General features: G+C 49.8%; 20 protein-coding genes. 13 read left to right on the plus strand and 7 right to left on the minus strand.

Annotated features, from left to right (window positions below; translation table 11 throughout):
- Positions 1 to 69 precede the first annotated feature (69 nt).
- Both MKX74_RS02075 and MKX74_RS02080 read left to right on the plus strand, forming a co-directional pair.
- The gene (locus MKX74_RS02075) at positions 70 to 2,304 is read left to right on the plus strand and encodes a bifunctional 2',3'-cyclic-nucleotide 2'-phosphodiesterase/3'-nucleotidase (protein ID WP_341177333.1); all 2,235 of its coding nucleotides are present in this window, start codon (positions 70 to 72) and stop codon (positions 2,302 to 2,304) included.
- A gap of 396 nt (positions 2,305 to 2,700) precedes the next feature.
- The gene (locus tag MKX74_RS02080; RefSeq protein WP_341177334.1) at positions 2,701 to 3,735 is read left to right on the plus strand and encodes an EAL domain-containing protein; all 1,035 of its coding nucleotides are present in this window, start codon (positions 2,701 to 2,703) and stop codon (positions 3,733 to 3,735) included.
- 166 nt (positions 3,736 to 3,901) lie between these two features.
- Here the strand turns inward: MKX74_RS02080 and MKX74_RS02085 are convergent, their stop codons facing one another.
- Positions 3,902 to 4,984, minus strand: coding sequence for a hypothetical protein (locus MKX74_RS02085; protein ID WP_341177335.1), 1,083 nt, complete (start codon positions 4,982 to 4,984; stop codon positions 3,902 to 3,904).
- A gap of 311 nt (positions 4,985 to 5,295) precedes the next feature.
- On the minus strand, positions 5,296 to 6,030 hold the full coding sequence (gene pdaA / locus MKX74_RS02090; RefSeq protein WP_226383586.1) for a delta-lactam-biosynthetic de-N-acetylase: 735 nt from the start codon (positions 6,028 to 6,030) through the stop codon (positions 5,296 to 5,298).
- 398 nt (positions 6,031 to 6,428) lie between these two features.
- Between pdaA and MKX74_RS02095 the strand changes: the two genes are divergently transcribed.
- The 3 genes from MKX74_RS02095 to MKX74_RS02105 are packed head-to-tail and all read left to right on the plus strand — an operon-like array spanning position 6,429 to position 11,197.
- Entirely contained in the window at positions 6,429 to 9,605 is a 3,177-nt protein-coding gene (locus tag MKX74_RS02095) for a hybrid sensor histidine kinase/response regulator (protein ID WP_341177336.1), read from the plus strand.
- Between the two features lie 23 nt (positions 9,606 to 9,628).
- On the plus strand, positions 9,629 to 10,012 hold the full coding sequence (locus MKX74_RS02100; protein WP_341177337.1) for a LytR/AlgR family response regulator transcription factor: 384 nt from the start codon (positions 9,629 to 9,631) through the stop codon (positions 10,010 to 10,012).
- Between the two features lie 27 nt (positions 10,013 to 10,039).
- Positions 10,040 to 11,197: a response regulator gene (locus tag MKX74_RS02105; protein WP_341177338.1), complete on the plus strand. Its 1,158-nt coding sequence runs from the start codon at positions 10,040 to 10,042 to the stop codon at positions 11,195 to 11,197.
- A 514-nt stretch (positions 11,198 to 11,711) separates the two neighbouring features.
- Here MKX74_RS02105 and MKX74_RS02110 read toward each other — a convergent pair.
- Positions 11,712 to 13,469: an alpha-glycosidase gene (locus MKX74_RS02110; protein WP_341177339.1), complete on the minus strand. Its 1,758-nt coding sequence runs from the start codon at positions 13,467 to 13,469 to the stop codon at positions 11,712 to 11,714.
- Positions 13,470 to 13,827: 358 nt separating this feature from the next.
- Here MKX74_RS02110 and MKX74_RS02115 point away from each other — a divergent pair, with 358 nt between their 5' ends.
- Positions 13,828 to 15,183 (plus strand): right-handed parallel beta-helix repeat-containing protein, encoded by a 1,356-nt coding sequence (locus MKX74_RS02115; RefSeq protein ID WP_341177340.1) that lies wholly within the window; start codon positions 13,828 to 13,830, stop codon positions 15,181 to 15,183.
- Between the two features lie 241 nt (positions 15,184 to 15,424).
- Here the strand turns inward: MKX74_RS02115 and MKX74_RS02120 are convergent, their stop codons facing one another.
- Positions 15,425 to 16,378 carry an L-lactate dehydrogenase gene (locus tag MKX74_RS02120; protein ID WP_341177341.1) on the minus strand — a complete coding sequence of 318 codons (954 nt, stop codon included), beginning with the start codon at positions 16,376 to 16,378 and terminating at the stop codon, positions 15,425 to 15,427.
- Between the two features lie 374 nt (positions 16,379 to 16,752).
- Between MKX74_RS02120 and MKX74_RS02125 the strand changes: the two genes are divergently transcribed.
- The 5 genes from MKX74_RS02125 (at position 16,753) to MKX74_RS02145 (ending at position 21,007) form a co-directional block, all read left to right on the plus strand.
- The gene (locus MKX74_RS02125) at positions 16,753 to 17,712 is read left to right on the plus strand and encodes a hypothetical protein (protein WP_341177342.1); all 960 of its coding nucleotides are present in this window, start codon (positions 16,753 to 16,755) and stop codon (positions 17,710 to 17,712) included.
- Positions 17,713 to 17,782: 70 nt separating this feature from the next.
- Positions 17,783 to 18,637 carry a serine/threonine protein kinase gene (locus MKX74_RS02130; protein WP_341177343.1) on the plus strand — a complete coding sequence of 285 codons (855 nt, stop codon included), beginning with the start codon at positions 17,783 to 17,785 and terminating at the stop codon, positions 18,635 to 18,637.
- Positions 18,638 to 18,715: 78 nt separating this feature from the next.
- On the plus strand, positions 18,716 to 18,886 hold the full coding sequence (locus MKX74_RS02135; RefSeq protein WP_341180682.1) for a hypothetical protein: 171 nt from the start codon (positions 18,716 to 18,718) through the stop codon (positions 18,884 to 18,886).
- 230 nt (positions 18,887 to 19,116) lie between these two features.
- Entirely contained in the window at positions 19,117 to 19,656 is a 540-nt protein-coding gene (locus tag MKX74_RS02140; RefSeq protein WP_341177344.1) for a sigma-70 family RNA polymerase sigma factor, read from the plus strand.
- A complete protein-coding gene (locus tag MKX74_RS02145) occupies positions 19,643 to 21,007 on the plus strand; it encodes a DUF4179 domain-containing protein (protein WP_341177345.1) in 1,365 nt (454 codons plus the stop codon). The genes MKX74_RS02140 and MKX74_RS02145 overlap by 14 nt, the downstream gene beginning before the upstream one ends.
- Positions 21,008 to 21,629: 622 nt before the next feature.
- On the opposite strand, the gene gntK is transcribed toward MKX74_RS02145, so the two are convergent.
- Positions 21,630 to 23,189, minus strand: coding sequence for a gluconokinase (gntK, locus tag MKX74_RS02150; RefSeq protein ID WP_341177346.1), 1,560 nt, complete (start codon positions 23,187 to 23,189; stop codon positions 21,630 to 21,632).
- Positions 23,190 to 23,382: 193 nt separating this feature from the next.
- Between gntK and map the strand changes: the two genes are divergently transcribed.
- Both map and MKX74_RS02160 read left to right on the plus strand, forming a co-directional pair.
- Positions 23,383 to 24,129 (plus strand): type I methionyl aminopeptidase, encoded by a 747-nt coding sequence (gene map, locus MKX74_RS02155; protein WP_018887156.1) that lies wholly within the window; start codon positions 23,383 to 23,385, stop codon positions 24,127 to 24,129.
- A gap of 72 nt (positions 24,130 to 24,201) precedes the next feature.
- On the plus strand, positions 24,202 to 24,657 hold the full coding sequence (locus MKX74_RS02160) for a GNAT family N-acetyltransferase (protein ID WP_341177347.1): 456 nt from the start codon (positions 24,202 to 24,204) through the stop codon (positions 24,655 to 24,657).
- Between the two features lie 43 nt (positions 24,658 to 24,700).
- Here MKX74_RS02160 and MKX74_RS02165 read toward each other — a convergent pair whose 3' ends face one another.
- Together MKX74_RS02165 and MKX74_RS02170 are read right to left on the minus strand one after the other, a co-directional pair.
- Positions 24,701 to 25,045, minus strand: a complete 345-nt coding sequence (locus tag MKX74_RS02165) for a hypothetical protein (RefSeq protein ID WP_341177348.1) — start codon at positions 25,043 to 25,045, stop codon at positions 24,701 to 24,703.
- Positions 25,046 to 25,176: 131 nt separating this feature from the next.
- Positions 25,177 to 25,689, minus strand: a complete 513-nt coding sequence (locus tag MKX74_RS02170) for a CcdC family protein (RefSeq protein WP_341177349.1) — start codon at positions 25,687 to 25,689, stop codon at positions 25,177 to 25,179.
- Positions 25,690 to 25,727 lie beyond the last annotated feature (38 nt).

Consider the following 25,727-nt stretch of genomic DNA (forward strand, 5'->3'; position numbering starts at 1 on the left):
GATTAAAATGTTCAGTGAATCGTACATTTGGATTCGGTTACATACATATTGTACGGGAGGGGTTATATTTTGAATTCGCGAAAAAGTCTGTACAAGGGATTGGCTGCGGTCTTGCTGGTAGCGAATGTCTGGGTACTGCCCAGCTGGTCTGCATCTGCGGCGGAAGGTAATGCTACGGTCAAGCTACGTATTATGGAAACAACCGATCTACATGTCAATATGGTTAACTATGATTATTACGCGGATAAGGCCACAGATGAGTATGGTTTTGCCAAGACAGCCAGTCTGATCAAGGCGGCTCGTGAAGAGGCACCGAATAGCCTGCTGTTCGATAACGGGGATCTTATTCAGGGGAATCCGCTGGGCGACTATGTAGCCAAGGTAGACCCGCTGAAGCAGGGGGAGACTCACCCGGTATACAAGGCCATGAATCTGCTGGATTATGACGCCGGCAACCTGGGAAATCATGAATTTAACTATGGACTAGACTTCTTGAAGCAAACGCTTGAGGGAGCTAATTTTCCATATGTGAACAGCAACGTGTACTATGCAGAGGATCAAGAGAAGAATTACTTCACACCCTATGTGATTCTGGACAAGACAGTCAAGGATGAAGCAGGCAAGGAGCATACCGTCAAGGTAGGTGTGATCGGCTTCGTACCGCCACAGATCAATCAGTGGGATGAGAAGCATCTGACTGGCAAGGTAGTCACGAAGGATATGGTGGAGACAGCACAGAAATTCATCCCGAAAATGAAGGAGGAGGGCGCCGACATTATCGTCGCGATCCCGCACTCTGGCTTCGAGGATATTCCTCAGACGCCTCTGATGGAGAATTCCGTGCTCTATCTAAGCAAGGTAGAGGGAATTGACGCCATCCTGTTCGGACATGCCCACAAGGTATTCCCAAGTGCAGACTTCAAGGATAAGCCAGGCGTAGACCTGGAGAAGGGCACGATTAATGGTGTTCCATCCGTTGAGCCTGGATACTGGGGAGATCACCTCGGAATCATTGATCTGGAGCTGACTCTTACGGGCGGCGAATGGACAGTGAGTGACTCGTCCACGGAAGTACGCGCCATCTATGACAAAGCCAACAAGAAACCATTGGTAGAAGCAGATCAAGATGTACTGGATGCCGTATATCATGAGCATGAAGAGACATTGGAGTACGTACGTGGACCTGTTGGAACGACAACAGCCCCAATCAACAGCTTCTTCGCTCTGGTACAGGATGATCCATCCATCCAGATTGTGACGAATGCACAGAAGTGGTATATCGAGCAGCACCTGCAGGGAACCGAATATGAGGGCTTGCCTGTCCTTTCCGCTGGAGCGCCATTCAAGGCAGGAGGACGCTCGGGACCATCGTATTACACGAACATCCCGGCTGGTACTATTGCGATTAAGAACGTAGCTGACCTTTATGTCTATCCGAATACAGTATATGCGGTGAAGATCACAGGGGCTGAAGTGAAGGAATGGCTGGAGTGGTCTGCGGGGCAATTCAACCAGATCGATCCACTGAAGACCGATGAGCAGCAACTGATTAATGGTGACTTCCCAACTTATAATTTTGATGTGATCGATGGCGTTAACTACCAGATTGATGTCACACAGCCTGCGAAGTACGATGCCAAGGGTACAGTGTTAAATCCATCAGCTAGCCGGATCAAGGATCTGAGCTATGATGGCAAGCCGATTGATCCGAAGCAGGAGTTCATCGTGGCTACCAATAACTATCGCGCTTCCTCCTCCAAGCTGGCGAATCCGGATGGAAAGCGCATCGTAATCGCTTCACCAGACGAGAACCGTCAGGTAATTATCGACTATATTCGTGATAACGGGACGATTAACCCGACGGCGGATAATAACTGGTCGCTTGCTCCATTTGGCGATGCCAAGGTTACCTTCGTATCTTCGCCAAGTGCTCAGAGCTTGACGGCTTCCAGTGCAACGATGTCTTTCGCAGGCACGCAAGAGGATGGCTTTGCCAAATACACACTGAAATCTTCAGTATCAAGTAGTGCAAAGCCAACAGTCACTGAAGAGCCGACAGCACCTGCTGCGAAGCCGACGATGCCTTCCAAGGACTCGAAGCCAGTGGCCGCTGACAAGCCAACAGCTGTACCTACTACACCTGCAGCATCCGCGAAGCCGGGTAGCTATATTGTGAAGAAGGGTGACAACCTGTACCGGATCGGCCTGGAGTATAGCGTGAGCTGGCAGGAGCTGGCGAAGTTGAATAATATCAAAAATGTGTATCAGTTGCAGGTAGGGCAAGAAATCGTATTGCCTAAGTAAGCTGCTGTTATCACAATCGGCCTGGTGACAGTCACCTGTGGTGCTGAAGCTGGTCAACTCATACAGGCAAGCTTTGTTGCTCCTTCGAGGGCACAGGGCTTGTCTGTATTTGGTTTAGATTGGTCAAAATGGTTTCGGATACATGTGGATTGTTTATGTAGAAGTATGTCGATAAATTTTAAGTTATACAAATAATTATGCACAAAGATGGGTATGCACTCATACGCAGATTGTTTTTTCGTAAATGAACTCGAAACTATAGTTCTTAAGGCCTTTTTCGTTGTGGATAATTGTTGAAAAGTAAAAAATACGTCGAAAAAGTAGTCCTATTGTTCTAAAATACATGTTATGATATTCATAAAAAAGGAAATTTAGTTTCCAGGGAGGCCCATATTTATGAATTGTGGCAGCTGCAGTACTATTCCCCCGATCCGCACAGAGGGGACGCTATGGATTCGCCCAGTGGATGGAAGCATCAGGCATAAACTTCAGCAAATGGGACACGTCGTGTTGCTGGATAACCATGTCATCGGATGCCCCTATTCCAATATGGACGAGCTGCTGCAACTGTTTCTTCTCCTGGAAGCTGAGGAATCGGCCTTGGAAGGAAAGCTGAAATCCCGAAGTGAAGAATCGGCTGTACACCTGCTGTCGGACGAGTGGGTAGAACTTGCAATGCTGCGGGCACGTCTGGAGCATTACGATATAGTGCAGCTTATTCTCAGGCGGGAATTCAGCAGCCATATGCAGCCCATTGTGGATCAGGATCTGCAAGTGATCGGTTATGAATTTCTGCTTCGCCAGTCATCACATGAGCAATTGATCTCACCCTATCAATTATTCGAGGTGGCTCGAAGCACGGGGTTGTATACATATCTGGACCGAGCTGCTTGCGTCAAAGCTATTGAGACAAGCGCGAGATATCTGCCTCGGGGTACGAAGCGATTTGTGAATTTTTTGCCCTCATCTATCCGAAATCCGAAGTTTTGCCTCCAGCACTCCTTTGACATCATTGCACAGCTGTCGCTTGATCCTGCTGATTTTGTGTTTGAGGTCGTTGAGACGGAGGAAATTAAAGACCTGGATGTATTGAAGCGTATTTTCGATGAATATCGCAGACACGGGATTGCCGTGGCTCTGGATGATCTGGGAGCCGGATACGCGACGATGGAGCTCATGAACAGACTTGAGCCTGATTATGTGAAGATAGATCGTAGTCTCATTCACGAATGTCACCGTGATCCGCAGAAGCAGCGTCAGATTGAGCGAATTGTGCAATCAGCTAATGCTTTTCATGGGAAAGTACTTGCAGAGGGGATTGAGAATCGCGAGGATTATCTATACTGTCTGCAAGCAGGAATTCCACTGGCCCAAGGCTATTTGTTCGGACGTCCGCAGCAGGAGCCGCTGGACTATGTATCCACTGCATAAGACCGGCTGGGATGCATCCATAAGGACACAATTATCGTATATGTGGGACTATAGTAAAGCACACAGGACCCGGGAGAACCTTCATCCCTTGACCTGTGTGCTTTATTGTGCTGAGGATCATCATAAGAATGAATTAGGGGGACTAATAAGGACTAATTAAGGATAATTAAGGACTCGTCACATAAATGCCAAGTGGAGTACTGGCACTGCCAGCCACCATGAAGCTGAACGAATACGAGCTGCGGCCTGGAGGAGCAGTTATGTCTGCAAGTCTACAGACTTGGGTATTGTTACGCAGAAGTGGAATGCCATACACGGTATTGTCCAGTCGTACTGAGCCTGCAAAAGCACCTCCGCGTGGATTGGCATAAATGCGTACTTGGCGTTCCTCCGATAGAGGGTTATAGATCGGGATTGTGACATGGTAGATGACCCCGAACTGTCCCCGATTATCAAGTGCTGGCCCTAGTTCACTACGTGCTGCTGTGAACAGCAGGTCAGCCGGGACTGTTCCGTCCAGCCGTGAGGCAGCACAAGCTCTATAATTAGCACTTGTACCGATGATATACTCCGGCATGATGGCGTCCGTCTCGCTAAAGCTCCAGCTTCCTCGGGGGTGGGCTTGTGGTGGCGGTACGGGCGGTAGAGGTGCCGATACCACCTCACGCAAGTCAGCAGTTAGGTCCTTACTCACTACGGTTCGGATCTCATAATCTAGCTTCCCTCGGTGTCCCGGACGGGTCAACGTCAGATCATAGACGAAGCCAGCCAGAGACCCCTCTGGCACCTCGAATTGTTCCAGCAGAGATACACCCCGACAGGCCTGAAGTGAATCCACTGGACGAATGCGCTCCATCGTCCCGGCCAGACAGGACTTGGCAATACACTGTCCGACATCAATGATCCAGCTTGCTGTCTCCGGCACAATCTTCAATTCTCTTTCCAGTTGGCTAAGCCTCATGGGTGCCCCATTCTTATTCTCGATCGTAACACCGATACGGACTGGGCCACCTGTCTTGTTGTAGTGCCAGCCGAAAATCCGATGCCGTACAGTCTTGTCGGTAGTGTGGACCACATCGTGCCATAAGGTTCCGTCGACTGCGGGTACATTGGTCGAAGTCAATGTCTCAGGGTTGTCACTGAGCATTAAGCGTCGGGTACCATGTGGCTGAGCGGAGGCAACGTCGATATTGATGTTGCCAGGGACTGACATCGTTTCACCGATCAGATTGTCCTGAGTGCAGGTCATGCGAATTCCTCCCATCATGAGAATCGTACCACGAGTTATCCTTTTGCAGTGGTCAAGGAGCCAGCCGGGCCCGGCTATAATTTCTCCTCTTATCTATAGGTAATTTGAACGGTCGAAGTACAACCTAAATAGACCCTGGAATTGTACTGTTTCTCCTATATCCAGAGAAGGCAGCTATTCCGGGGTCTATGTGTGTAGATGTCGAGAGGCTAATCCTTTACCCTTGACTAGTTCAAATGTGAATATAGAGTCGCTGTAAGCGGGAGCCTGTCGACTGTTATTCAGCTTGTTGTTCTACGTACTATATATGCTTATCGGTAGGTTTTATGCTGCAGCTCATCGAGGCTCTTGAACGTGTAGCCTTGCTGCTGGGCCGCCTGAATAATGGAAGGCAATGCTTCCATGTTATCCTTGGACACCGAGTGCAGCAAAAGAACGGCTCCAGGGTGGAATTGTGAGACCACCTGCCGGAAGGCATGATTGGAGCCCATTTGCCGCTGTACATCCCAATCCTTGTAGGCGGCAGACCAGAATACGTTGGTATATCCTGCCTCTTGGCACACCTTCAATACCTTTCCGCTGAAGATTCCACGCGGGGGTCTGACATACTTCATTTCCGATTGTCCCGTAATCTTGCCTGCTGCCTCGCGTACCTTGTCCAGCTCTGTACGGATCTGCTCAGCAGATAGTGTGGTCATATCCGGGTGACTCCAGGAGTGGTTGCCGATGATATGGCCCTCATCTGCCATTCGGCGTAGCAGCTCAGGCTGATCTCGCACGAAATGTCCAGTAACGAAAAAGGCGGCCGGTACCTTATGCTGCTTCAGAACATCCAGTACTTTGCCTGTGTAGCCATTCTCGTAGCCATTATCGAAGGTCAGATATAGCTCCTTGTGGCTCGTATCTCCCAAGAAGACGGCTCCTTGCTCCTGTAGCTTGTCCATGAAGCCCTCTTGTGCAATGGATGGAAGCTCGCCGTTACGGCTTTTCTTGAATCCAAAATGAAAGGGCTGACCGTCTCCAGCCGCTGTGGCTACGCTGTCCATGCCTGGTACAGTCAGGATCAGCAAGCCACCTAATAGGAGCCAGCCTAGCTTCTTCACGATCAATGTCTTCAATACGTTAAACCTCCTGTTCATGATGTGCATCTTCCGCACGACACGGATACTCATAGGCTTGTCAGGAAGCGGAGCAAATATGTAAGCTTTTTGCATAAATTTTCTCAAGAGTATCTATCCCACCTTCGATCTTGTATTGCTCAGAATCCGTTCAGAGGCACGATCTATAATACATTTGGAGAGGTACATCAGAATTACCATGATTTGTGGTCTTTATTTGGGGTAAGAGGATGACGGATGACAGTGAATGGGCTACTATAGCCTTACAGCTGGATAATGGCAGGTTCCTTGTCCAGACGCCAAAAAACCGGGAGAGCCTCTTATCTATGAAAAAGCAAATCGTAAGCATAGCTGTGATTGTACTAATGACCGTAGCTCTGCCAGTGTATCTCATCCTAGCTTGGTCCGCAGATAGCCGGGAGCTTCCGCGTGCAGAGAAGGGAGTGCTGGATCTTCGTGACTGGAACTTTCGTGAGCAGGGTGTAGTACAGCTTCGAGGTGAATGGGAGTTCTATTCGGATCGCTTCCTACCGCCATCCCCTCCTGTTATGCGGATGACAGAGGCTTCACTGGATGTGCACTCGCTGAATAGGGTTCAGAAATCATACATAGCCGTGCCTGGAAAATGGGACAGTGCTCTCCCGGATGGTCAGCCTGACGGATTTGGTACTTACCGCCTTCGAATATTACTGCCTGATGAGCAGGAGGACGTATACGGTGTCACCATGCAGAATATTCGCTCCGCCAGTCGTGTCTACCTGAATGATACGGAGATCGGAGCCAGTGGGGAGCCTAGCAGAACCGCGGATACTGGACAACCAGGGAATGTTCCGTTTACTGGATTCGGCAAAACAGATGGCAGCACGCTTGAGCTGACGATCCATGCAGCCAACTATAGCTATGCTTCAGGAGGGATGGTCAAGCCGTTGCTCTTCGGAGATACAGGCTCCATTCAGCAGGTACGGAATAAGGCATTAGCTATGGATCTGCTGGTTGCCGCGGGATTTTTCCTGCCTGCGCTCTATTTCATGGTACTGTACCGTCTGCGGAAAAAGGAGCTGTCTCTGCTTTATCTGGGCGGATTTTGCTTCGCCGCATTGCTGTACTGTCTGGTGCAGGGTGAGAAGCTGGCAGGTACAATTCCAGGCATTCCCTATGAATGGATCCTGCGCGTTCAGTTGATCTCATCAACACTGGTGTATTTTTTCCTGCTAAGGTATGTGAGCACCTATATAGAGGGCTTGGTGCACCGTATCGCTCTTTGGATATCGACAGGCTGCACTGTACTGCTGGTGGCCATCGGCCTGCTGCTGCCTACGATTATCATGTCTACTACCGAGCCGGTATTGCTAATGTATGCCATCGTAAGTGTGCTCTATTCGGTGTATGCGATGGCCAAGGGGCTGGTCATGCGACCGGAGAGTGTTACATATATGACGGCCAGTATGCTCAGCATTATGATGACGGTTGTCGTAACCATCACAAATCTGGTGGGGAGGTTGGAGATCAAGGGCTTGATTGCCTATGAGGTCCTGATCTTCGTCAGTGCCCAGGCGCTTCTGCTGGCTCATCGGTATGCCAAATCGTTCTATGAGGTGGAGAGCCTGTCTCATCGCTTGCTCACGCTGGATGGCTTGAAGGATGAGTTCCTTGCCAATACCTCGCATGAGCTGAGAACTCCACTGCATGGCATTATTAACATTGCCCAGTCCACCATCGAGCGCTCAGAGGGGCGATTGGATGAGAAACAGCTCAGCAATTTGGGATTAATCACAGCTGTGGGGCGTAGACTGTCATACCTTGTCAACGATATTCTGGACTTCTCGAATCTTAAAAACGGCAGGCTACAGCTCTATCTTCGAGCTGTAGATGTACGATCCGCTGTATACTCCGTGCTGGAGGTACTGAGTCATACAGTAGGCAAGAAAAGAGTTGTGTTCATTACGGAGCTGCCAGAGGAGCTCCCACGTGTCCTCGCTGACGAGGATCGACTGAATCAAATTTTGTACAATCTGCTGGGGAATGCTGTGAAGTTCACGAATGAAGGAACGATCACGATTCGGGCAGAGTTGAACGAGCGCGAGCTGAAGCTCACGGTTGAGGACACAGGAATTGGTATTGCCAAGGAGCATCTTCAGGATATATTCCAGCTGTTCAATCGCGGAGGCCAATCAGATCAATCTCCATACAGCGGGACCGGATTGGGGCTAAATATTACGAAGCAGCTTATTGAGCTGCATGGTGGACGTATTCAAGTGCAATCCGAGGTAGGAAAGGGCTCTATCTTTATCTTCACGCTCCCGCTTGTCGACGCAAGTCATAAGCAGCCTGTCGTGACTATGTCAGCAGAGCTACTGGACCTAAACGAATACCTAGTCGAATCGGAGCTGGTAAGGTACGGCAGTCTGAACGAGACAACGGCTGGTAAGCAGATGTCTGCTTTATCGTCTCTGGTAGAACAGCGAGCCGTTCTACCAGCAGATGAGAGACAGCATACAATACTAGCAGTGGACGATGACCCGATTAATCTGCAGGTTCTGGTGGAGCTGCTTAGCTCGCCTAGCTGCAGGGTCATCGCTGTTGATCAAGGGGCCGAGGCCTTGGAATATGTGTCCGGGCAAGAGCGTATTGACCTGGTCATTACGGATTGGGTCATGCCGGGCATGTCGGGAGTCGAGCTATGCAGAGCGATTCGTGAGAGCTATTCTCTCGCCGAGCTGCCGATCCTGCTGCTTACCGCCAGGGATCTGCCTGGTGATATTGAAGTTGGCTTTGAGGCAGGGGCTAATGATTTTCTGCGCAAGCCTGTGGATGCTCAGGAGCTGCGAGTGCGTGTGCATACACTACTGAATATTCGTTCCTCTGCCCAGGAGGTTGTCCGCTCTGAGATGGCATTTTTACAAGCCCAGATCAAGCCGCACTTCCTGTACAACGCCCTGAATGTCATTATTTCAACCTGTACGGTGGACCCGGATCGGGCAATTGAGCTGTTGATGGACTTAAGTCAGTATTTACGTGGCAGCTTTGATTTTCAGAATCGCGATCAGACGATTCCGCTGCAAAAGGAGCTTGAGCTTGTAGAAGCCTATGTGTCCCTTGAGCAGGCACGATTCGAGGAGAGGCTTCAGGTTGAATACGATATTAGTGAGGAGGCGAAAGCGCTCATTCCACCACTAACCATTCAGCCGATTGTGGAGAATGCGATCAGGCACGGAATTATGCAGAGGGCTACTGGCGGACTTATACAGATTGTAATATACCATGAAGACAGCCACATCCATATTCGGGTGAGTGACAATGGTGTCGGAATTCTGCCTAAGCTGCTACCACAGCTTCTGATTGAGGGGACTCATAGCAATAGTGTAGGTCTGCGCAATATTCACCGCAGATTGATGACTTTATACGGGCACGGACTTGATATCAAGAGTACACCTGGAGCGGGTACGACGGTCAGCTTCAAAGTACCTTACAAGCTACCTGGAGAGGTAGCGGCGAAAGGATAATAATTAGCTCAGGAGGGGGACGCTTGCTGAAGATATACTTACTGGATTGCGATGAAGATCACATACGCAGTATGAAGGATATATTTGGGTATATGCCCGAGGCTCAAGTCGTTGGATGCTCAAGTAACCCCAAAATTGCATTAAATGAGGTAGAAGCTCTAAAGCCTGACGCTGTTTTTCTCGATATAGAATTAGAAGGCATTTCTGGATTGGATATGTCAGATATTATTCGGGCGAAATGTGCGGCGGAGATTGTCTTTGTGACAGCCAGTCGCCATTATGCGCTGCATGCCTTTGAGAAGCAGGCCGTGGACTATATATTGAAGCCGCTGACAGCAGACCGTCTACTAAGAACTATTGGGCTGCTGGACAAGCGCAGCTCTTTGCCGGAAAGCCGACTATTATAAAGAGAACAACAGCAGGGAGGAAGGCTTATGAAGGCTATTCTGATTGATGATGAGCGTTCAGCACTGAATCAACTGGAAAGACTCCTACAGAACGACGGGCGGCTGACAGTCGCAGGCAAATACACCTCTGCCAAGCTGGGAATAGAGCACTTGAGCACAGCACATACAGATGTGATATTTTTGGATATCGGTATGCCTGAAATGAATGGCCTGGAGGCGGCTGAATGGATTGAGCAGCTTGGACTAGGGGCTCAAATCGTCTTCATCACAGCGTATTCTGAATATGCCATCGAAGCCTTTGAGCTGCAAGCGCTGGATTACGTGCTCAAGCCTGTGCATCCTCAGCGGCTCGGCAAGACGATTGACCGCATCGTAAGCAGGGGCCCGGCTCAGCCTGTGGAGCCGCTGGTGGCAGAACCGGATGTGCGCTGCTTCCAACGCCTTGAGTTAACGTCACTCGCCGGGTCTGTGCCGAAGGAGTTTGACGGTAAGCCTTTCAAATGGAGGACGCTCAAGTCCCAGGAGCTGTTCGCTTACATGGTTCAGCAACGGGGAGAATGGGTCAACAAGCAGCAGCTCCTCGATGACCTGTGGCCGGAATATACAATGGATAAAGCTGTTGTGCATCTGCACACCACCGTCTACCAGATCCGCAAAATGCTGAAGGAATGGCTGGAGGGCATCCGGCTTGAATTTAATCTGGACCGCTATCGTCTGAATGTAGGGCACTGGAGTACAGATGTGGATGCCTTTGAGCAGGCCGTTCAGGCCTTTCGAGGCGCACCTGAGGGCCAGGAAAATTATGAACAGCTGGATCGTGCGCTGCAGCAGTACCGCGGACATTATCTGGAGGAGCATGATTATGTATGGGCTTACTCCCGTCAGGAGGAGCTGCGAGAGCTCTATGTGGAGGGAATGCTGCTACGAGCCCGTGAAGAGCACCGTACAGGACACTCCAGAAAGGCAGCCCAGCGTCTCTTGCAGCTTCAGGAGAAGGAGCCGTATTCCGAGCAGATATGTACCGAGCTGCTACGAATATACGATGAGATGGGGAATCACACAGCTCTGATCCAGCACTATGAGCGCTTCTCTACGCTGCTATATGAAGAGCTTGGCGTGGAGCCATCCGCCGACATGTGTAAGGCATATGAGCGTTATGCCGGGGAGCAATCTCATACAGCATGATGGGAAGGACACCTCGCTGGGGGAAGATGGGCTGACCCAGCTTCGAGCTCTGGCGACAGAATGTGCAGGCGGCACATTTTTTGACGAACAGTGAAGCAAGACAACATATACAGAGAAAGACACATACCAGCAGCATAGGACATAGACATACAACTGGGACACACACCTACAGCATTAGACACAACATACAGCACGAGACAGACATAAACAGCATGAGACACACAAACGGAACTTAGACCTATCGCCCGAGCTCCCAGATGTACAGAATGAGTCAAGGATGCCAGAACTAATCTTGGGAACGTGTAAAGAATCTTGAGATAACGTAAAAGAACAAGACCGTGCCAGTGGTCATCATACCATGGGCAGCGGTCTTGCTTTGGTTAGAGGAGAGAAGGACGGATGCAAGTCAGGAACTCCTCGAATGGTAATAAGGAGCTCCTAGTAGCTCTTGAATGCGGCTTACATTCCTATCGGATCAGCGATTCGTGGGGTAGGCCTGATCACCTCTAACAATCTACAAGGCGCCTTGCCATACTGCGTAACCGAAGGGCGGCAATTCCGTCTCCAGAATGTCTTCATGGAGGACTCCCTGCGAATGGCCATATCGTGGCTTCAGAGGTGTCGCACCTGTTGCCTCTAATGCCACCCTGACTGCTTGCGGATGGTTCTCACGGTTGAGCAGAATCAGGAGATGCTCTTGGTGTGAGCGACGTTCGTAGACAATTAATCCACTGCCCGCCTTCGCCTCTAGAAAGCGGAAGCTTCCATCAGCACGCAAAGCAGGATGCTCATGCCGCATCTGAATCAATTCCTGATAGAAGGAGAACAGCTCACGATCCTGCAGCTCCTCGTCCCATTGCATGCATTTCCGACAATCCGGGTCTGCCCCGCCATCCATGCCAATCTCATCACCATAGTAGATACATGGTGTGCCGAGGTAGGTGAACTGGAAGAGCGCCGCTAGCTTCATGAGCCGCGTATCTCCATTGCATAAGGTGAGCAGGCGCGGAGTATCGTGACTGTCCAGCAGGTTGAAGGCAACCTCGGCAGCCTGACGAGGATAGCGGGCCAGTTGATTGCCGATGGAGAAGGCGAACTGCTCAGCATCTGTCTTATTATCCACGAAGAAATCAATAACCGATCTAGTAAAAGGGTAGTTCATCGTGGCATCGAACTGATCACCCTGCAGCCACTCGACAGAATCATTCCACATTTCTCCCAGAATATAAGCCTCGGGATTAATGGATTTCACGGTCGTACGAAAGGCTCGCCAGAAGGCATGATCTACCTCATCGGCAACGTCCAGGCGCCAGCCATCAATGCCGATCTCTCTCGTCCAGTATTCGGCCATCTGTAGCAGATAGCTCCTCACCTCGGGATGCTCTGTATTCAGCTTGGGCATCATCGGCTCCAGTGCGAATGTATCGTAGGTAGGTATGCCATCATTTACAGTCAAGGGAAAGCTATGTACATGGAACCAGTCTCTATAGGAGGAGGCCTCTCCCTTCTCCAGCACATCCACGAACGGAGCGAAGGTCCTGCCCGAATGATTGAACACGGCATCCAGCAGCACCCGGATTCCTCGCGCATGGCACGCATCCACCAGCGTCTTCAGCAGAGCGGCATCGCCGAAGTGGGCGTCCACCTTCATATAATCCTCGGTATCGTATTTATGATTGGTCGTCGCCTGGAACACAGGAGTGAAGTAGATAGCTGTTATGCCAAGGCTCTCCAGGTAATCCAGATGATTCAGCACGCCTTGCAGGTCCCCGCCGAAGAAGTTGTCGAACCGTGGCTGTCCGCCCCAGGGCTCTGTCCCCGGAGGATTAATGGAGGGATCGCCATTCGCGAAGCGTTCCGGGAAGATCTGATAGAACACAGCATCCTTGACCCAAGCAGGTGGTCGGAGAATATCGATAGGGTTGAGAAAAGGATACTGGAACATGCGATCAGGATTCTCGGGCTCTTCTGTTACAAAATCATGCTCAATCATCCATAGCTGCTCTTCTCCCGAGCACAGGAGGAAGCTGTATTTCAGACGACGGTGGCGTGGCTGGACCTTGCATTCGTAATAATCGAATCGGCTGTCGGTAGCGAACTTGTACATAGGGATGAGCTCACGCGTCCGCTCCCAGTCATACTTATCTCTGGTTAGCGCATGAACCTCAGTCATCTCGTTCTTCTTCGTGCGCAGACGAAGGTAGATGGTCTTCTCATCATATCCAAAAGCCCAGTTGCGCTTCGGATCATGGTGTATTGCCTCCAGTAGCATGGACATTCACTCCTTTTGGGTTGGAGGATTTGGTAACAGGTTAGCTAATCATTACCCGCAAGCCCTGTTCTTTGTAACAGGTTAGAAGAAGTATGCCGGGCATACGACATCTATTGTGCTCCAAATTCCAAAAAAAAACAAAAATTTAGGGCGAATGTAAGAAAAAGCACTGGAATATAATACCTGATCTGTGTATGATGTACTTGTGTATAGGCTTTAGGCTGCTCACGTATTACAGTGGTTGTGTACAAGCAGCGCCCAATCGACCATTAAGGAGGGGAGAGGCTCTTACGGGAGCTAAGAGCGTGGAGACGGCCGTAGGATTGACATGATTCATAATTCAAAGGAGGAATATCCATTGAGTACAATCAAATCCAATCGTAACACTGCAAGTGCAGGACGAGCCCATACCCGTTCCAAATCGAAATGGTCTTCGGCTACAGTAATCACAGGGGTTGTTGCGGCTCTCATTGCTGGAAGCGCTTACTATGCATCTCCATCTTATGTTCTGGCTTCGGAGGCACAGCCTGAGGAGGCAGTCATCAGCTTGGCTACTACGGATCTTTATGTAGCTCCTAATGGAAGCGCAACCAATCCGGGCACGTTAAGCAGTCCAATGACATTGGAGGCAGCGTTAACCCAGATTGCACCTGGCAAAACGATCTATATGCGTGGAGGCACGTACAGCTATGGACAGACGATTACCATTGAGCGCGGGAATAGTGGTACATCCGGTAGCCGTAAGGGGCTCGTAGCGTATGGAAGCGAGAAGCCTGTTCTTGATTTCTCTGCCCAGGAATTCGCTTCGGCGAATCGGGGTTTACAATTATTTGGCGACTATTGGCTCGTGAAGGGTCTGGAGGTCAAGGGAGCCGGAGATAATGGCGTATTCATCGGGGGGAGCTATAACCGCCTCGAAAATATAGAAGCGCATCATAATCGTGACACAGGGATTCAAATCGCCCGCTACAGCTCAACCGCAGCCAAGAGTGAGTGGCCTAGCTACAATGAAGTCATTCGTTCCTATTCACACAATAACTTTGATCCAGATGATGGTGAGGATGCAGACGGCTTCGCAGCTAAGCTGACTGTTGGCCCAGGCAATGTCTTTGATGAGTGCTTGGCGGCATATAATGTAGACGATGGATGGGATCTCTACTCGAAGTCGGATACGGGCGCCATCGGAGCAGTCACAATCCGCAATAGTATCGCCTATCAGAATGGGCACACAGAGGACGGTACATCGACCTCCAACAGTGATGGCAACGGCTTCAAGCTGGGTGGGGAGAAGATCAGTGTTGATCATATCGTGACCAACAGCATTGCCTTCCAGAATAAGAAGCACGGCTTCACCTTCAACAGCAATCCGGGCAGCATCAGCATGAAGAATAACACTTCATGGGCCAACGGGCAAAGCAATTTTGCTTTTGATAATGGAACGCATATCTTTACTAACAATCTGTCGTTCAATGGCGGAAGCAGTGATAAGACTAGTGGTACGGATACCGATAGCTCTAACGTATGGTGGAAGAACAAGAAGAGCACGAATGCCAAAGGCTTGGTCGTGAGTGCAGAGGACTTTGCCAGCCTCAGTCCTTCGGTCATTCGGAGTGCAGATGGCTCCCTGCAGCTTGGCAACTTCCTGAAGCTGGCAACAGGCAGTGATCTGATTGGGTCCGGAACGCCAGCGGGTACGAATGTTGGTGCACGCTAACAGGATGAAGTGTTGAAACGGCTTGTAGCTGGTTGCTTGAGATTTTATTAGGATAGCTACACAGGTCAGGAGTACATGCTACTTACATCTAACTTGTATGAAGCGATTCGTAAAGTGTGAGTAAGAAAAATGTGCACGTGAACAAAAGACCGCTTGCCCCGGGATGAGATGATCTGTGAGCGTTGTTAGCTCTTCGATCCGCTCAACTTCCCAGGGGCGGCGGTCTATTTTGAAGAAGTGATTACACGATAGAGAGTTGGTCGAGGCTTTGTTGGATGATATTGCAGGATTGATTGAATTTGACCTGCTCCTCCGCTGTCAGCTCCAGCTCTACGACCTCTTGAATTCCCGCCCCGCCAATAATCGCCGGTACCCCGATGGCCAGCCCGGAATGGCCGTATTCTCCTTCGAGCACCGCTGAGACGGCTGTAATCTTGCGATCATCGTTCAGGATGGAGCGTGTGATGTAGGCCAGTGCATTTCCAATTCCGAACTGAGTGGAGCCCTTACGGGTGAAAATCTCCCAGCCAGCATCCCGCGTCTTGCGCTCGATATCCTCCAGGTCCACATGAGCGAACCGATCCTGATGCTGCCGTAGGATATGAAGAATAGGCTTGCCGCCAATAGTGACGTGCGACCAGGCGACGAACTGTGATTCGCCATGCTCACCTAATGCGTACCCGGAGACGCTGCGGGGATCAATGGCAAATACCTCCGAGAGCAGTGTCTTTAAGCGGGAGCTGTCAATGGATGTACCGGTGCCAATGACCTTGGAGCGTGGGAAGCCTGAGAGCTGCCGCACAAGACAGGTTACGACATCCACCGGATTGGAGGCAATTACGAATATCCCCTGAAAGCCACTGTCCATCACCTCTTGAACAACATTTTGAATGATGGTAGCTGTTGCCTCTAGGACGGTCAGTCTGGATTGCCCTGGTTGTGGGTTGGCTCCAGCCGTCAGAATCACTACGTCCATATCTGTACAATCGGCGCAGGTGCCTGGGTAGACCTTGGTTCGAGTATGGGTAAAATCCATGCAATGGGACAGATCAAGTGCTTGGGCGAGAGCCCGGTCGCTGGAACGGTCAATAATCAAGATTTCATCACATACCGCCTGATTCACCATGGAATAGGCACAGCTGGAGCCTACCATCCCCGCACCGATCACTGCCACTTTACGCGTTTTCCCTTTCATTCGATACAGCCTCCTATGTGGATGAACATCCTTCTTAATATAGTCTATGCAAAAGCCCAGGTATACGTCACGTTTCTTCACATAATGCAATTGAATTATAGATATTTCTATCCTAAAACATTTCATTCCAGAAAAATACAGGTGAACAAGCGATAAAACCGACAGTTTTTTGATCATTTCATGACAAGAAAACTGACGAATGCGCGAACGACAAAAGTTCTTAGTAATCCTCAATATTAGAAGAATTCAGCCAAAGGAGATCGCCGCTCTAAAAGCGAATTGGAATTACATTGCGAAAAGCCGAGGTTACCCTTCGGTATACGAGCCGTCATGTCAGAAGGCTGCATCCATTATAGATTCAGGAGGGATTACGAATGCAAGAGCTGAAGTCAACCGCCGATATCGCCAGAAAGCTTGGCGTAGGAACAAGTACGCTTCGTAAGTACGCTGCTGCAATGGAGGAGAAGGGGTACCGCTTTGAGCGAGCGGCGAACCAGTCCAGAATGTTCTCTCAGAAGGATATGGAACGGTTCAGGCTGCTGAAGACGGCATTGAGGGAAAATAATTTGCTGCTGTCAGAGGCTGTAGAACAAGCCCTGTTCGCGGAAGATGGACAGCGTGCAGCATACGATATTCATAATTCAGGGAGCGTAGGGGTGAGCGTGACAAGTGGGATGGAGGAAGAGCCGGCAATGCTCCTGTATTCGGCCAAAAGGGCCGAAAAGGGCGATGAGCTGAGGTATCTTGTGGAGGCAGTCACAGCGGCAGCATCCGAGAAGGAGTACACGGGCAAAGCGAAGGCAGAACGAATGGAGGAGGATCAGCCTTCACTGTCGCGGAGGGAATTGAACGAAACTTTAGGACAGGACATTCATATGGAATCAGCCGTCGGGGAGCTGCAGTCTAATTCCGTGCTGCAGTCTGATCAGCCGCTATCATCAGGTCAGCGACTACCATTAGATCAACCTATACAATCGGGTTCATCCATGCAGTTCGATCAGGCTGGGGGCTCAGATCAGCCAGCGCAGACACCGCAAACACCGCAGACAGAGCAGCAAATATCTTTCCGCCCTGAGGCCGTAAACCCGGACTGGGACAAGCTGTATCGCCGTATTGAGGAACTGGAGGAAGGACAGCTACAGCTGCAGCAGCTGAATAGTCAGCTGACTGCCCAGTTGGAGGAGCAGAAGAATTGGATCAAGGAAAGGACGGAGGAGGAGCGTGATCGTCAGCTGATCACCAGTCTGCGTACGTACCAAGGTCGTAAAAAGAAGACCCGCAGCTCTATCTTTGCCCTACTGGGTCTGGTGCCGCGCAAGAGCAGGGAGGCATAGGTCTGCTGGCTAATGATATAATGGGGCTGTAAAGATGGCGACAGTCCATCCTCTTACGCTAGGAGGAACAGTGGTCTTAGGATATATTCGGAGGAGCATTGAGGCATGGCAGGATTATCCTTGTGAGCCGGGGGAGATCATTGCCGACCGCTACAAAATACATGAATTGCTGGGTGAGGGTAGTTATGGCCTGACCTACGCGTGTACTGACGAGCAGGATGGGCGGATCTATGCGCTCAAGCAAGCCCGACCAAGCAAGAAGGCAAGAGGAGAGCTGCTGCTGAAGCAGGAGGCCACTGCCTTAAGTCAGCTGGAGCACCCGCGTATTCCTGCACTTAAGGCAGCCTTTACTTATAAAAAGCGACAATATATAGTGACAACGTTTGTCGAAGGTCGCAATATGGAGGAATTGATCTTTCAGGAGCAGCACCAATTCAATGAGCGGGAATGCGTATCTTATATGCTGTCCCTGCTGGAGCTGGTGGAGTATGTGCATGAGCGTGGCTTTGTGCATATGGATTTGAGGATTCCTAACGTTATCCTGCATGGCGAGGACCTGTATCTGATTGATTTTGGCCTCGCTTTGCCGAGTGGGGAAGAGCCAGCTACAGCGGCCATTCAACAGCTACTAAATGAGCGGGATCCACAGCGACGTCTCCCAGTCATTCAGAGTGATCTCTACGATCTGGGACATCATCTGTTGTTCCTGCTTTATACGTCGTATGAGACGGTCGAGGTTACAGAGTCGCTGTCATCTGCACCGAAGCAGCCGCCTGCAGGCTGGGAGCAGGAGCTGCAGCTGCATCAAGGCACTCGTCATATATTGGAGCGTCTGCTGCAATTAGGCCCCTGCTATGAGGATACGCTTGAATTGCGCCATGATCTACAGCAACTGCACACCCAACTAGCGGGCGAATTTCACTGAAAATGGGATATTGTCCCTTACGCTTATAGGATCGTCTACATAGGATGGTATGGAAAATGAGCGAAAGGGGTGCTGTGCATGAGCGGTAAAGCGAAGAATATGGGAATTGGGCCGGCGTACGGGGGTGATAAAGGAGGTTCCTACGGGCCTAGCTATGGGTATTGTCCAGGACCATTTACCTCTACAGGCGCCATTCTTGTCCTGTTCATTCTGCTGGTAATTATTGCGCAAATGTTATTCATCTGCTAGTCGACCGAACTATTTTAATTCGAGTACCAGTCACTGAGTTACGTGATCTCTGTGTCCAATACACTCTTGTGCCGTATCGGATGAAGCCGATGCAGGTCAAGGGTGTTTTGTCATGTGTGGAAGAAAAAAACGCATTAGTCAAAACTTTCTACGGGGCTGTGAAGTCTCTTTAATAGCATGATAAGATTCGGCCGAGTTCATAGCATGCGAATGGAGAGGAGTATTGCATCATGGAGCTAGTGGAAGAAAAGCAGCTTGCAGAGAGGGCCTGTGCCGGGGATGAAGAGGCATTTCAGCAATTGATTGCTGTGCATAGAAGACGCTTGTACGGGATTGCCTATAGCTACTTGCATTCTGAGGCTGATGCCCTGGAAGCCCTTCAGGAGACCGTGTGCCGGGGATGGCTCAAATGTGGTGGCCTGCGGGAGCCAGAGACCATGATTCCTTGGCTCATCCGCATCCTGATGAATATTTGTGCCGATGAGCTGAAGCGACGCAAACGATTCCAGCCCTTGTTCAATCATGAGAGTCAGACGACGAGCGAAATGATTAGCGACAGCAAGCTTGATTTGCAGGAGGCTCTGGCGCACATGAAGCCCAAGTACAGAGATGTGCTCGTGCTGAAATACTATCAGGATATGACGATCCCGGAGATCGCCAGAGTATTAGACAAGCCCGAAGGAACGATAAAGACCTGGTTATACAAGGGATTGAAGCTCATGAAGGGCAAGCTGGAGACTGGAGGTGAGGTGCAGCATGGGAGAGCATGAGGAGCAGCTGCGCAGATATTTCGAAGACAGCCGTTTGGCGGAAAGAAGAATTCAGGAGGTTCAGCTGGAACAAGCGATGAAGCAAGGGCTGCGACAGGCGGCGGAGCGAAAACGTGGCCGCCGCTTTGCTTATATCCTGAGATGGGGTGGAGCAGTCATCGCGATCTGTCTGGCTATCTTGGCCTCACTATACTATATGCCGCAGGGAGAGCCTGCCAAGCCCGCTTCCTCGGATGCTATAGCTGCACTTCCGACGTATGTACAGAAGCTTGTGGAGAAGGATAATACCCTGCTACAGGCTGTCGAGCATGGATTATATCAGTCATTGAATCAGACGCTGGAGTCTGGACCTTATGTCATGCAGATTGATGGTGCGATTGCCGATTCACAGCGTGTGATTGTGTTCTACAATCTGACTAGTTCATCTACCTCAAATAAGGTGAGCCTTGAGAATAACAAGCTACATCTTCTGGATCGAGATGGCAAGCCTACATCTGCTATCTATATGCCATATATGATGGAGGGTCAGATCATAAAGGAGGAAAATAAGATTGCCTTCGACTTTCCAACAGGAGAATATGTACCATCTGAATTCAGGCTAACGGGATATATTCAGGAGGAGAGCAAGACTGGTGGATTGCATAATGGGCGATGGTTCGAGACGGAGGTACAATTGGACCAGAGCAGATTCGCTGACTTGCACCGAGAGGCCGTGATCGAGAAGCCATTCAAGATCGGTGAGAAGGAGTATGTGCTTGAAGGCTTTACGCAGACCCCACTTCGCTCGGATGTGAAGATTCGGGAGGTTGATGTCAAGAATCGGCCAACGTATCACCTGCTCGATCCTCGATTGCAGCTCGGTAAGGATCATCAGTTTAGCGAGATTTTGCATATGTATCAGGATATAGACAATAGTAGCGGACAGCATACGATCTATTTCCCAGGCAGCTGGTATCGGGAAGCTACGCCTATGCGATTTACGCTGGGAGGTATGAGCTTCAGGTTTGACACAGATATCAAAATCAAGCTGGATACGGAGCGTAACGAGCAGGTGTACGCATCGGATGACCGAATCAAGAGCAGTATTATTCGCGAGGAGGGGGGGAAGAAATGGGTTTCTCTAAAGCTCGCAGGTTCTCCGCCCTATTCATTCGAAACATTTGATTGGGCAGATGCGAATGGACAGAAGTACGATTTTAATATGGAGATAGGAGCTAGAGGAACTACAGAAGAGGACTCTCTAATTATTATTCTGAACGATCAGCAATACAAACAGCCGCTCACGTTCAGTTTCAAAAGTTTTGCAGGCAGCATAATCTATGATGGAGAGAGTATGACCCTAGTTCCTTGATTGCCACAGATCACATCAAGCCAAGCAGCCTTCACCTCGTAGGATCATGGGTGAAGGCTGCTGCTGTACTGCTCGCTTTAGATGCTATTGCTCATCGAATTTTCCTCAAAGATTGTTGCTCAGTTCCTGATGCTCGAAGGCTAAGCTCTCAAGGTGGTGCCTAGAGGCTAATGCACTATTGCCTTATAGCTTATTAGCCTTATAGCTGCATAGCTGCATAGCTGCATAGCCTTTACAGCTTAGGAGCTGGAATAGCGTCTGTGTCTGTTCTTGTAGTAATCCTGACCGTGTGAACGATTACCGTATTTCAGATCCGAAGAGGACATCTTACGTCTATAGCCTCTGCCATGATCACTGCTCGAATACCGCTTATATTGTTTCCCGCGTGAGCTGCTGTAATGGCGTTTGTGCGAGGATGAGGATGTGGAATGAAGAAGCTTGTTTATGATTTTGCGTAGCATATATTCGACACTCCTTGTATTTAAAATTTTAGCTTTTCATCATATACGGCTCGTGTCCCGGTGTGGTTTCAAGCTTGGGCAAGCTAAAGTCGAACCTTTACGCTTCTTCATGTCCACGATGCTTTCACGCTACCCTTTCAAACTACCCACCATCAACTGTGCTATTGCTTCGCGGCCTCCTGGGTAAGACGATTCTGCAAGCTGGCTAGCTCGCTGTATTCCTCCTCGAACTTGCGGGACAGGCGAATGTAGATTGGCAGCAGCTCACGATATACTCCGACATGGCTGTGAACAGGCTTGTGCCGATATGTGGTGCCCATCATATAGCTTGCTCCATCCAGCGTCGGAATTCGTTCCAGTGCATACAGTCCCAGAATGACTGCTCCGAGACAGGAGCTCTCCAGACTCTCAGGAATGACGACCTCCTGGTCGAAAATATCCGCCATCATCTGCCGCCACAGCTCCGAGCGGGCAAAGCCACCCGTGGCATGAATCAATGCAGGACGACCAATGACCTCCTCCATGGCAAGCATTACACTGTACAGATTGAACAGTACGCCCTCCAGTGCAGAGCGAATCATATGCTCCTTCTTGTGCCGCAATGTTAAGCCGAAGAAAGAGCCCCTTGCCTGCGGGTTCCAGAGTGGAGCACGCTCACCCGATAGATAAGGATGGAACAATAGCCCCTCTGACCCAGCAGGCACCTGCTCAGCGATCTTCGTCAATACATGATATGGGTCTAGTCCTAGCCGCTTGGCTGTCTCGACCTCCGAAGCCGCGAATTCGTCTCGTATCCATCGGAAGATGATACCGCCGTTGTTGACAGGTCCGCCAATGACCCATTTACCCTCTGCCAGAGCGTAGCAGAAGAATCGTCCTTTCGGGTCCGTGACGGGCTCGTCTACAACGGTTCGAATGGCACCACTGGTGCCGATGGTGACAGCCACAACCCCGGGCTCGGTGGCGTTTACCCCCAGATTCGAGAGTACCCCGTCACTGGCTCCAACGACAAATGGAGTGGCTGGATCCAGCCCCATGCGCTTAGCATAGTCTGGTTGAAGCCCTTTCATAATATGAGTCGTCGGTACGAGCTTCGAGAGCTGGTCCGGGGTAACGCCAGCTACCGCCAAGGCTTCGGCATCCCAATCGAGCTGCTTCAGATTCAGCATTCCTGTAGCAGAAGCGATGGAATGATCTATGACATATTCACCGAACAGCTTGGCAAATATATATTCTTTGATGGAAATGTACTTAGAGGCGCGTTCAGCGATCTGTGGCAGATCACGAGTGATCCACATTAGCTTGGTTAATGGAGACATAGGGTGGATCGGTGTTCCAGTCCGTCTGTAGATCTCATGCCCGTTCAATTGTTCAGTCAGGACGCGTGTCCAATCGGCACTTCGATTGTCTGCCCAGGTAATGCAGGCTGTGAGGGGCTCGCCGTCTGCATCCACAGCCAGAATGCTATGCATGGCTGAGCTGAAGGATACGAAGAGAACAGACTCAGGGGCAACCTTGCTCTTGTCCATAACCTCTTTGGTCACCGTTAATACAGCCTCCAGAATAGCCTTCGGGTCCTGCTCGGCAGCCCCAGGCTCGGGGGTGTCTAGCGGGTATCCGACATGATGCTGGGCAAGGACACGTCCCTGTTCCTCGAAAAGCACGGCCTTGGTGCTGGTAGTTCCGATATCTACGCCAATCATATATTGTGGTGCGGTCAAGCTGTTTCCTCCTCTCAAAGGTCCCGTCTAGCTTATATTATGGAAAGTTACAATTATCATAAGCTTTTGTACTTTCTGACTGCAAGCCGGGCCAACAACGTTTCAATTCTTGTCGTTTCGAGATACAATATACAGTAGGCTACAAGCGTAGGAAGCTGTATTTGCATTTTAACCATGTTAAGGAGACCACCTGATGATTATTTTGAAGACGAAAGAACAGATAGAACATATGAAGAAGGCGGGAGAGATTCTCGCAGCCTGCCACAGGGAGATTGCGAAGCTGATTCGTCCAGGCATTAGCACGATGGAGATCGACGCCTTTGCGGAAGCCTTCATGCGCAAGAATGGAGCTACTCCTGAGCAGAAGGGATATAATGGATATCCGTATGCTACCTGTGGATCGGTGAATGATGTGATCTGCCACGGATTCCCGAACAAGACACCACTGCAGGATGGCGATATCGTAACGATTGATATGGTCGTGAACCTGAATGGCTGGCTCGCAGACTCGGCTTGGTCCTATGCTGTGGGTAACGTATCCGAGCAGGCTGGCAAGCTGCTGGATGTGACGAAGGAATCCCTGTACAAAGGGATTGAGCAGGCTGTGATCGGCAATCGCATCGGCGATATCTCTAATGCTATTCAGGTATTTGCCGAAGCAGAGGGTGTGTCTGTCGTGCGTGACTTCATCGGTCATGGTATTGGCGAGAAGATGCATGAGGAGCCGCAGGTTCCTCACTATGGACCTCCGCACCGCGGCACGCGCCTGAAGGAAGGCATGGTCATTACGATCGAGCCGATGCTGAACACAGGCACTTATCGCTGTAAGATTGATCAGGACGGATGGACAGCGCGCACACTGGATGGCGGACTATCCGCACAATATGAGCACACGATTGCGATTACTGCAGATGGACCTGTAATTTTGACGGAGCAGTAATCGTATGATGAACAAGGCTAGCCATATCGGTTAGTCTTGTTTGTTTTAAATTGAGATGGAAGGGGCAGGAGAATGAATGTTTATATCGAAAAAGCCAATGTAGATGACTCTGAGCTACTGACTCAAATTCAGCAAGAGAGTTTTGACGACGAGTCAAGAACCTTTAATCATGAGCCAGGTGGCCCTGATGGCTACGATTCTAAAGAATCACAAATTGAATTCATGAAACAGGGACATTACTATAAGATCGTAAAAAATAGTGAAATTGTTGGTGGTGTTATCGTTTTTGTGGGTAGCAATCTTGTATATAATCTGGGGAGAATCTATATTGATCCCAAGCATCAGAATCAAGGGATAGGCTACCAAGTGATCAAGCTAATAGAAGCTGAGTACCCTGAGGCGCAAAAATGGTGGCTGGATACTCCGAGTTGGAGTGTTGGTAATCATTATTTTTATGAAAAAAGTGGTTATGTCAAAACCAAAGAAGAAAACGGTCTATTTATTTATGAAAAGCGCATGCGTAGCTAATGATTGAAATGTAAGCGAATCCATAAATAAGTGAGTATGTGATTTACCGTGTCTCACTATGGCGGCCTTCAACAGTCGAGTTATCTTTCATAGCATAGACTTGGCGGAGCTTATCCGTTTTTGAATCCATAACATAGAAGTACGTAATATCAGGTTCATCATTAAAACGAACAAGTATATGTATACCAAACTTTCCGCCTTTGGAAGGCATACTTGTGATGGAATCGACCTCACGCTGGGCGTATAGCTTTTCTTGATACAGGTAATCTTCCGTAAGCCTCTCATACTCATTCATCTTAATGGCTATAAAGCCCATATATCCCCAATATATAAAAAAAGGTATCGTGAAGGGTATTAAGAAAAGCAAGAATCTTTTTAGACGGCCCATGTACTCGTCCCCTTTCGGCAATTATGCTTATGTGGTTCAAGGTGTCAGCAAAAAAAGGCAGCCATCTCCCGATGACTGCCTCATGTTGTTCGTTGTATGTTGTTACTGGGCTGTTACGACTTCTTGCCCGGCTACATTTCCTTCCGCGAATGCGGATCCGCAGGGGCAGTTGGCTGGATTTTGCGATACTCCTTGTACATATAGAGTCGCCAGTGGGTCAGTGTACCGAAGGCGAGAATGAAGAATACACCTGCCGTCTGCTGGATGGAAATGTACATGTAGACTAGCTCGTGCAGCAGCAGTCTCACAGCTAGCAGCGTAAGCAGAATGAAGAAGAATGCCCGCGAGCGCTGGACAAAGACTTGACCCTGCTGTACTTCGAAGCGAGTACTGCGAATGAGCGGATAGGAGAAAATGAACCATCCGATCAAGAACGAAGCAAGCGCCCATAACAGCGGGATACGCACATCCGGTACGACAAACATCGCAAATCCTGTCGCCATGCCTACAGGGGGCATAATAATGGTCTTGCTGTTCACCGGACGGTGTCCGACCTTCATACGTATGAAAATAGCCATCAGCGCAATGGTAAGCATGCCAAACGTAGCGCCATATTGCAGGTAAGTCGGGTTAATCTGAAACATGCAGGAACCTCCTTCTGGAGATACAGTTGCTTTTATGA

This window comes from Paenibacillus sp. FSL K6-1230 (assembly GCF_038002385.1).
Classification (GTDB): domain Bacteria; phylum Bacillota; class Bacilli; order Paenibacillales; family Paenibacillaceae; genus Paenibacillus; species Paenibacillus massiliensis.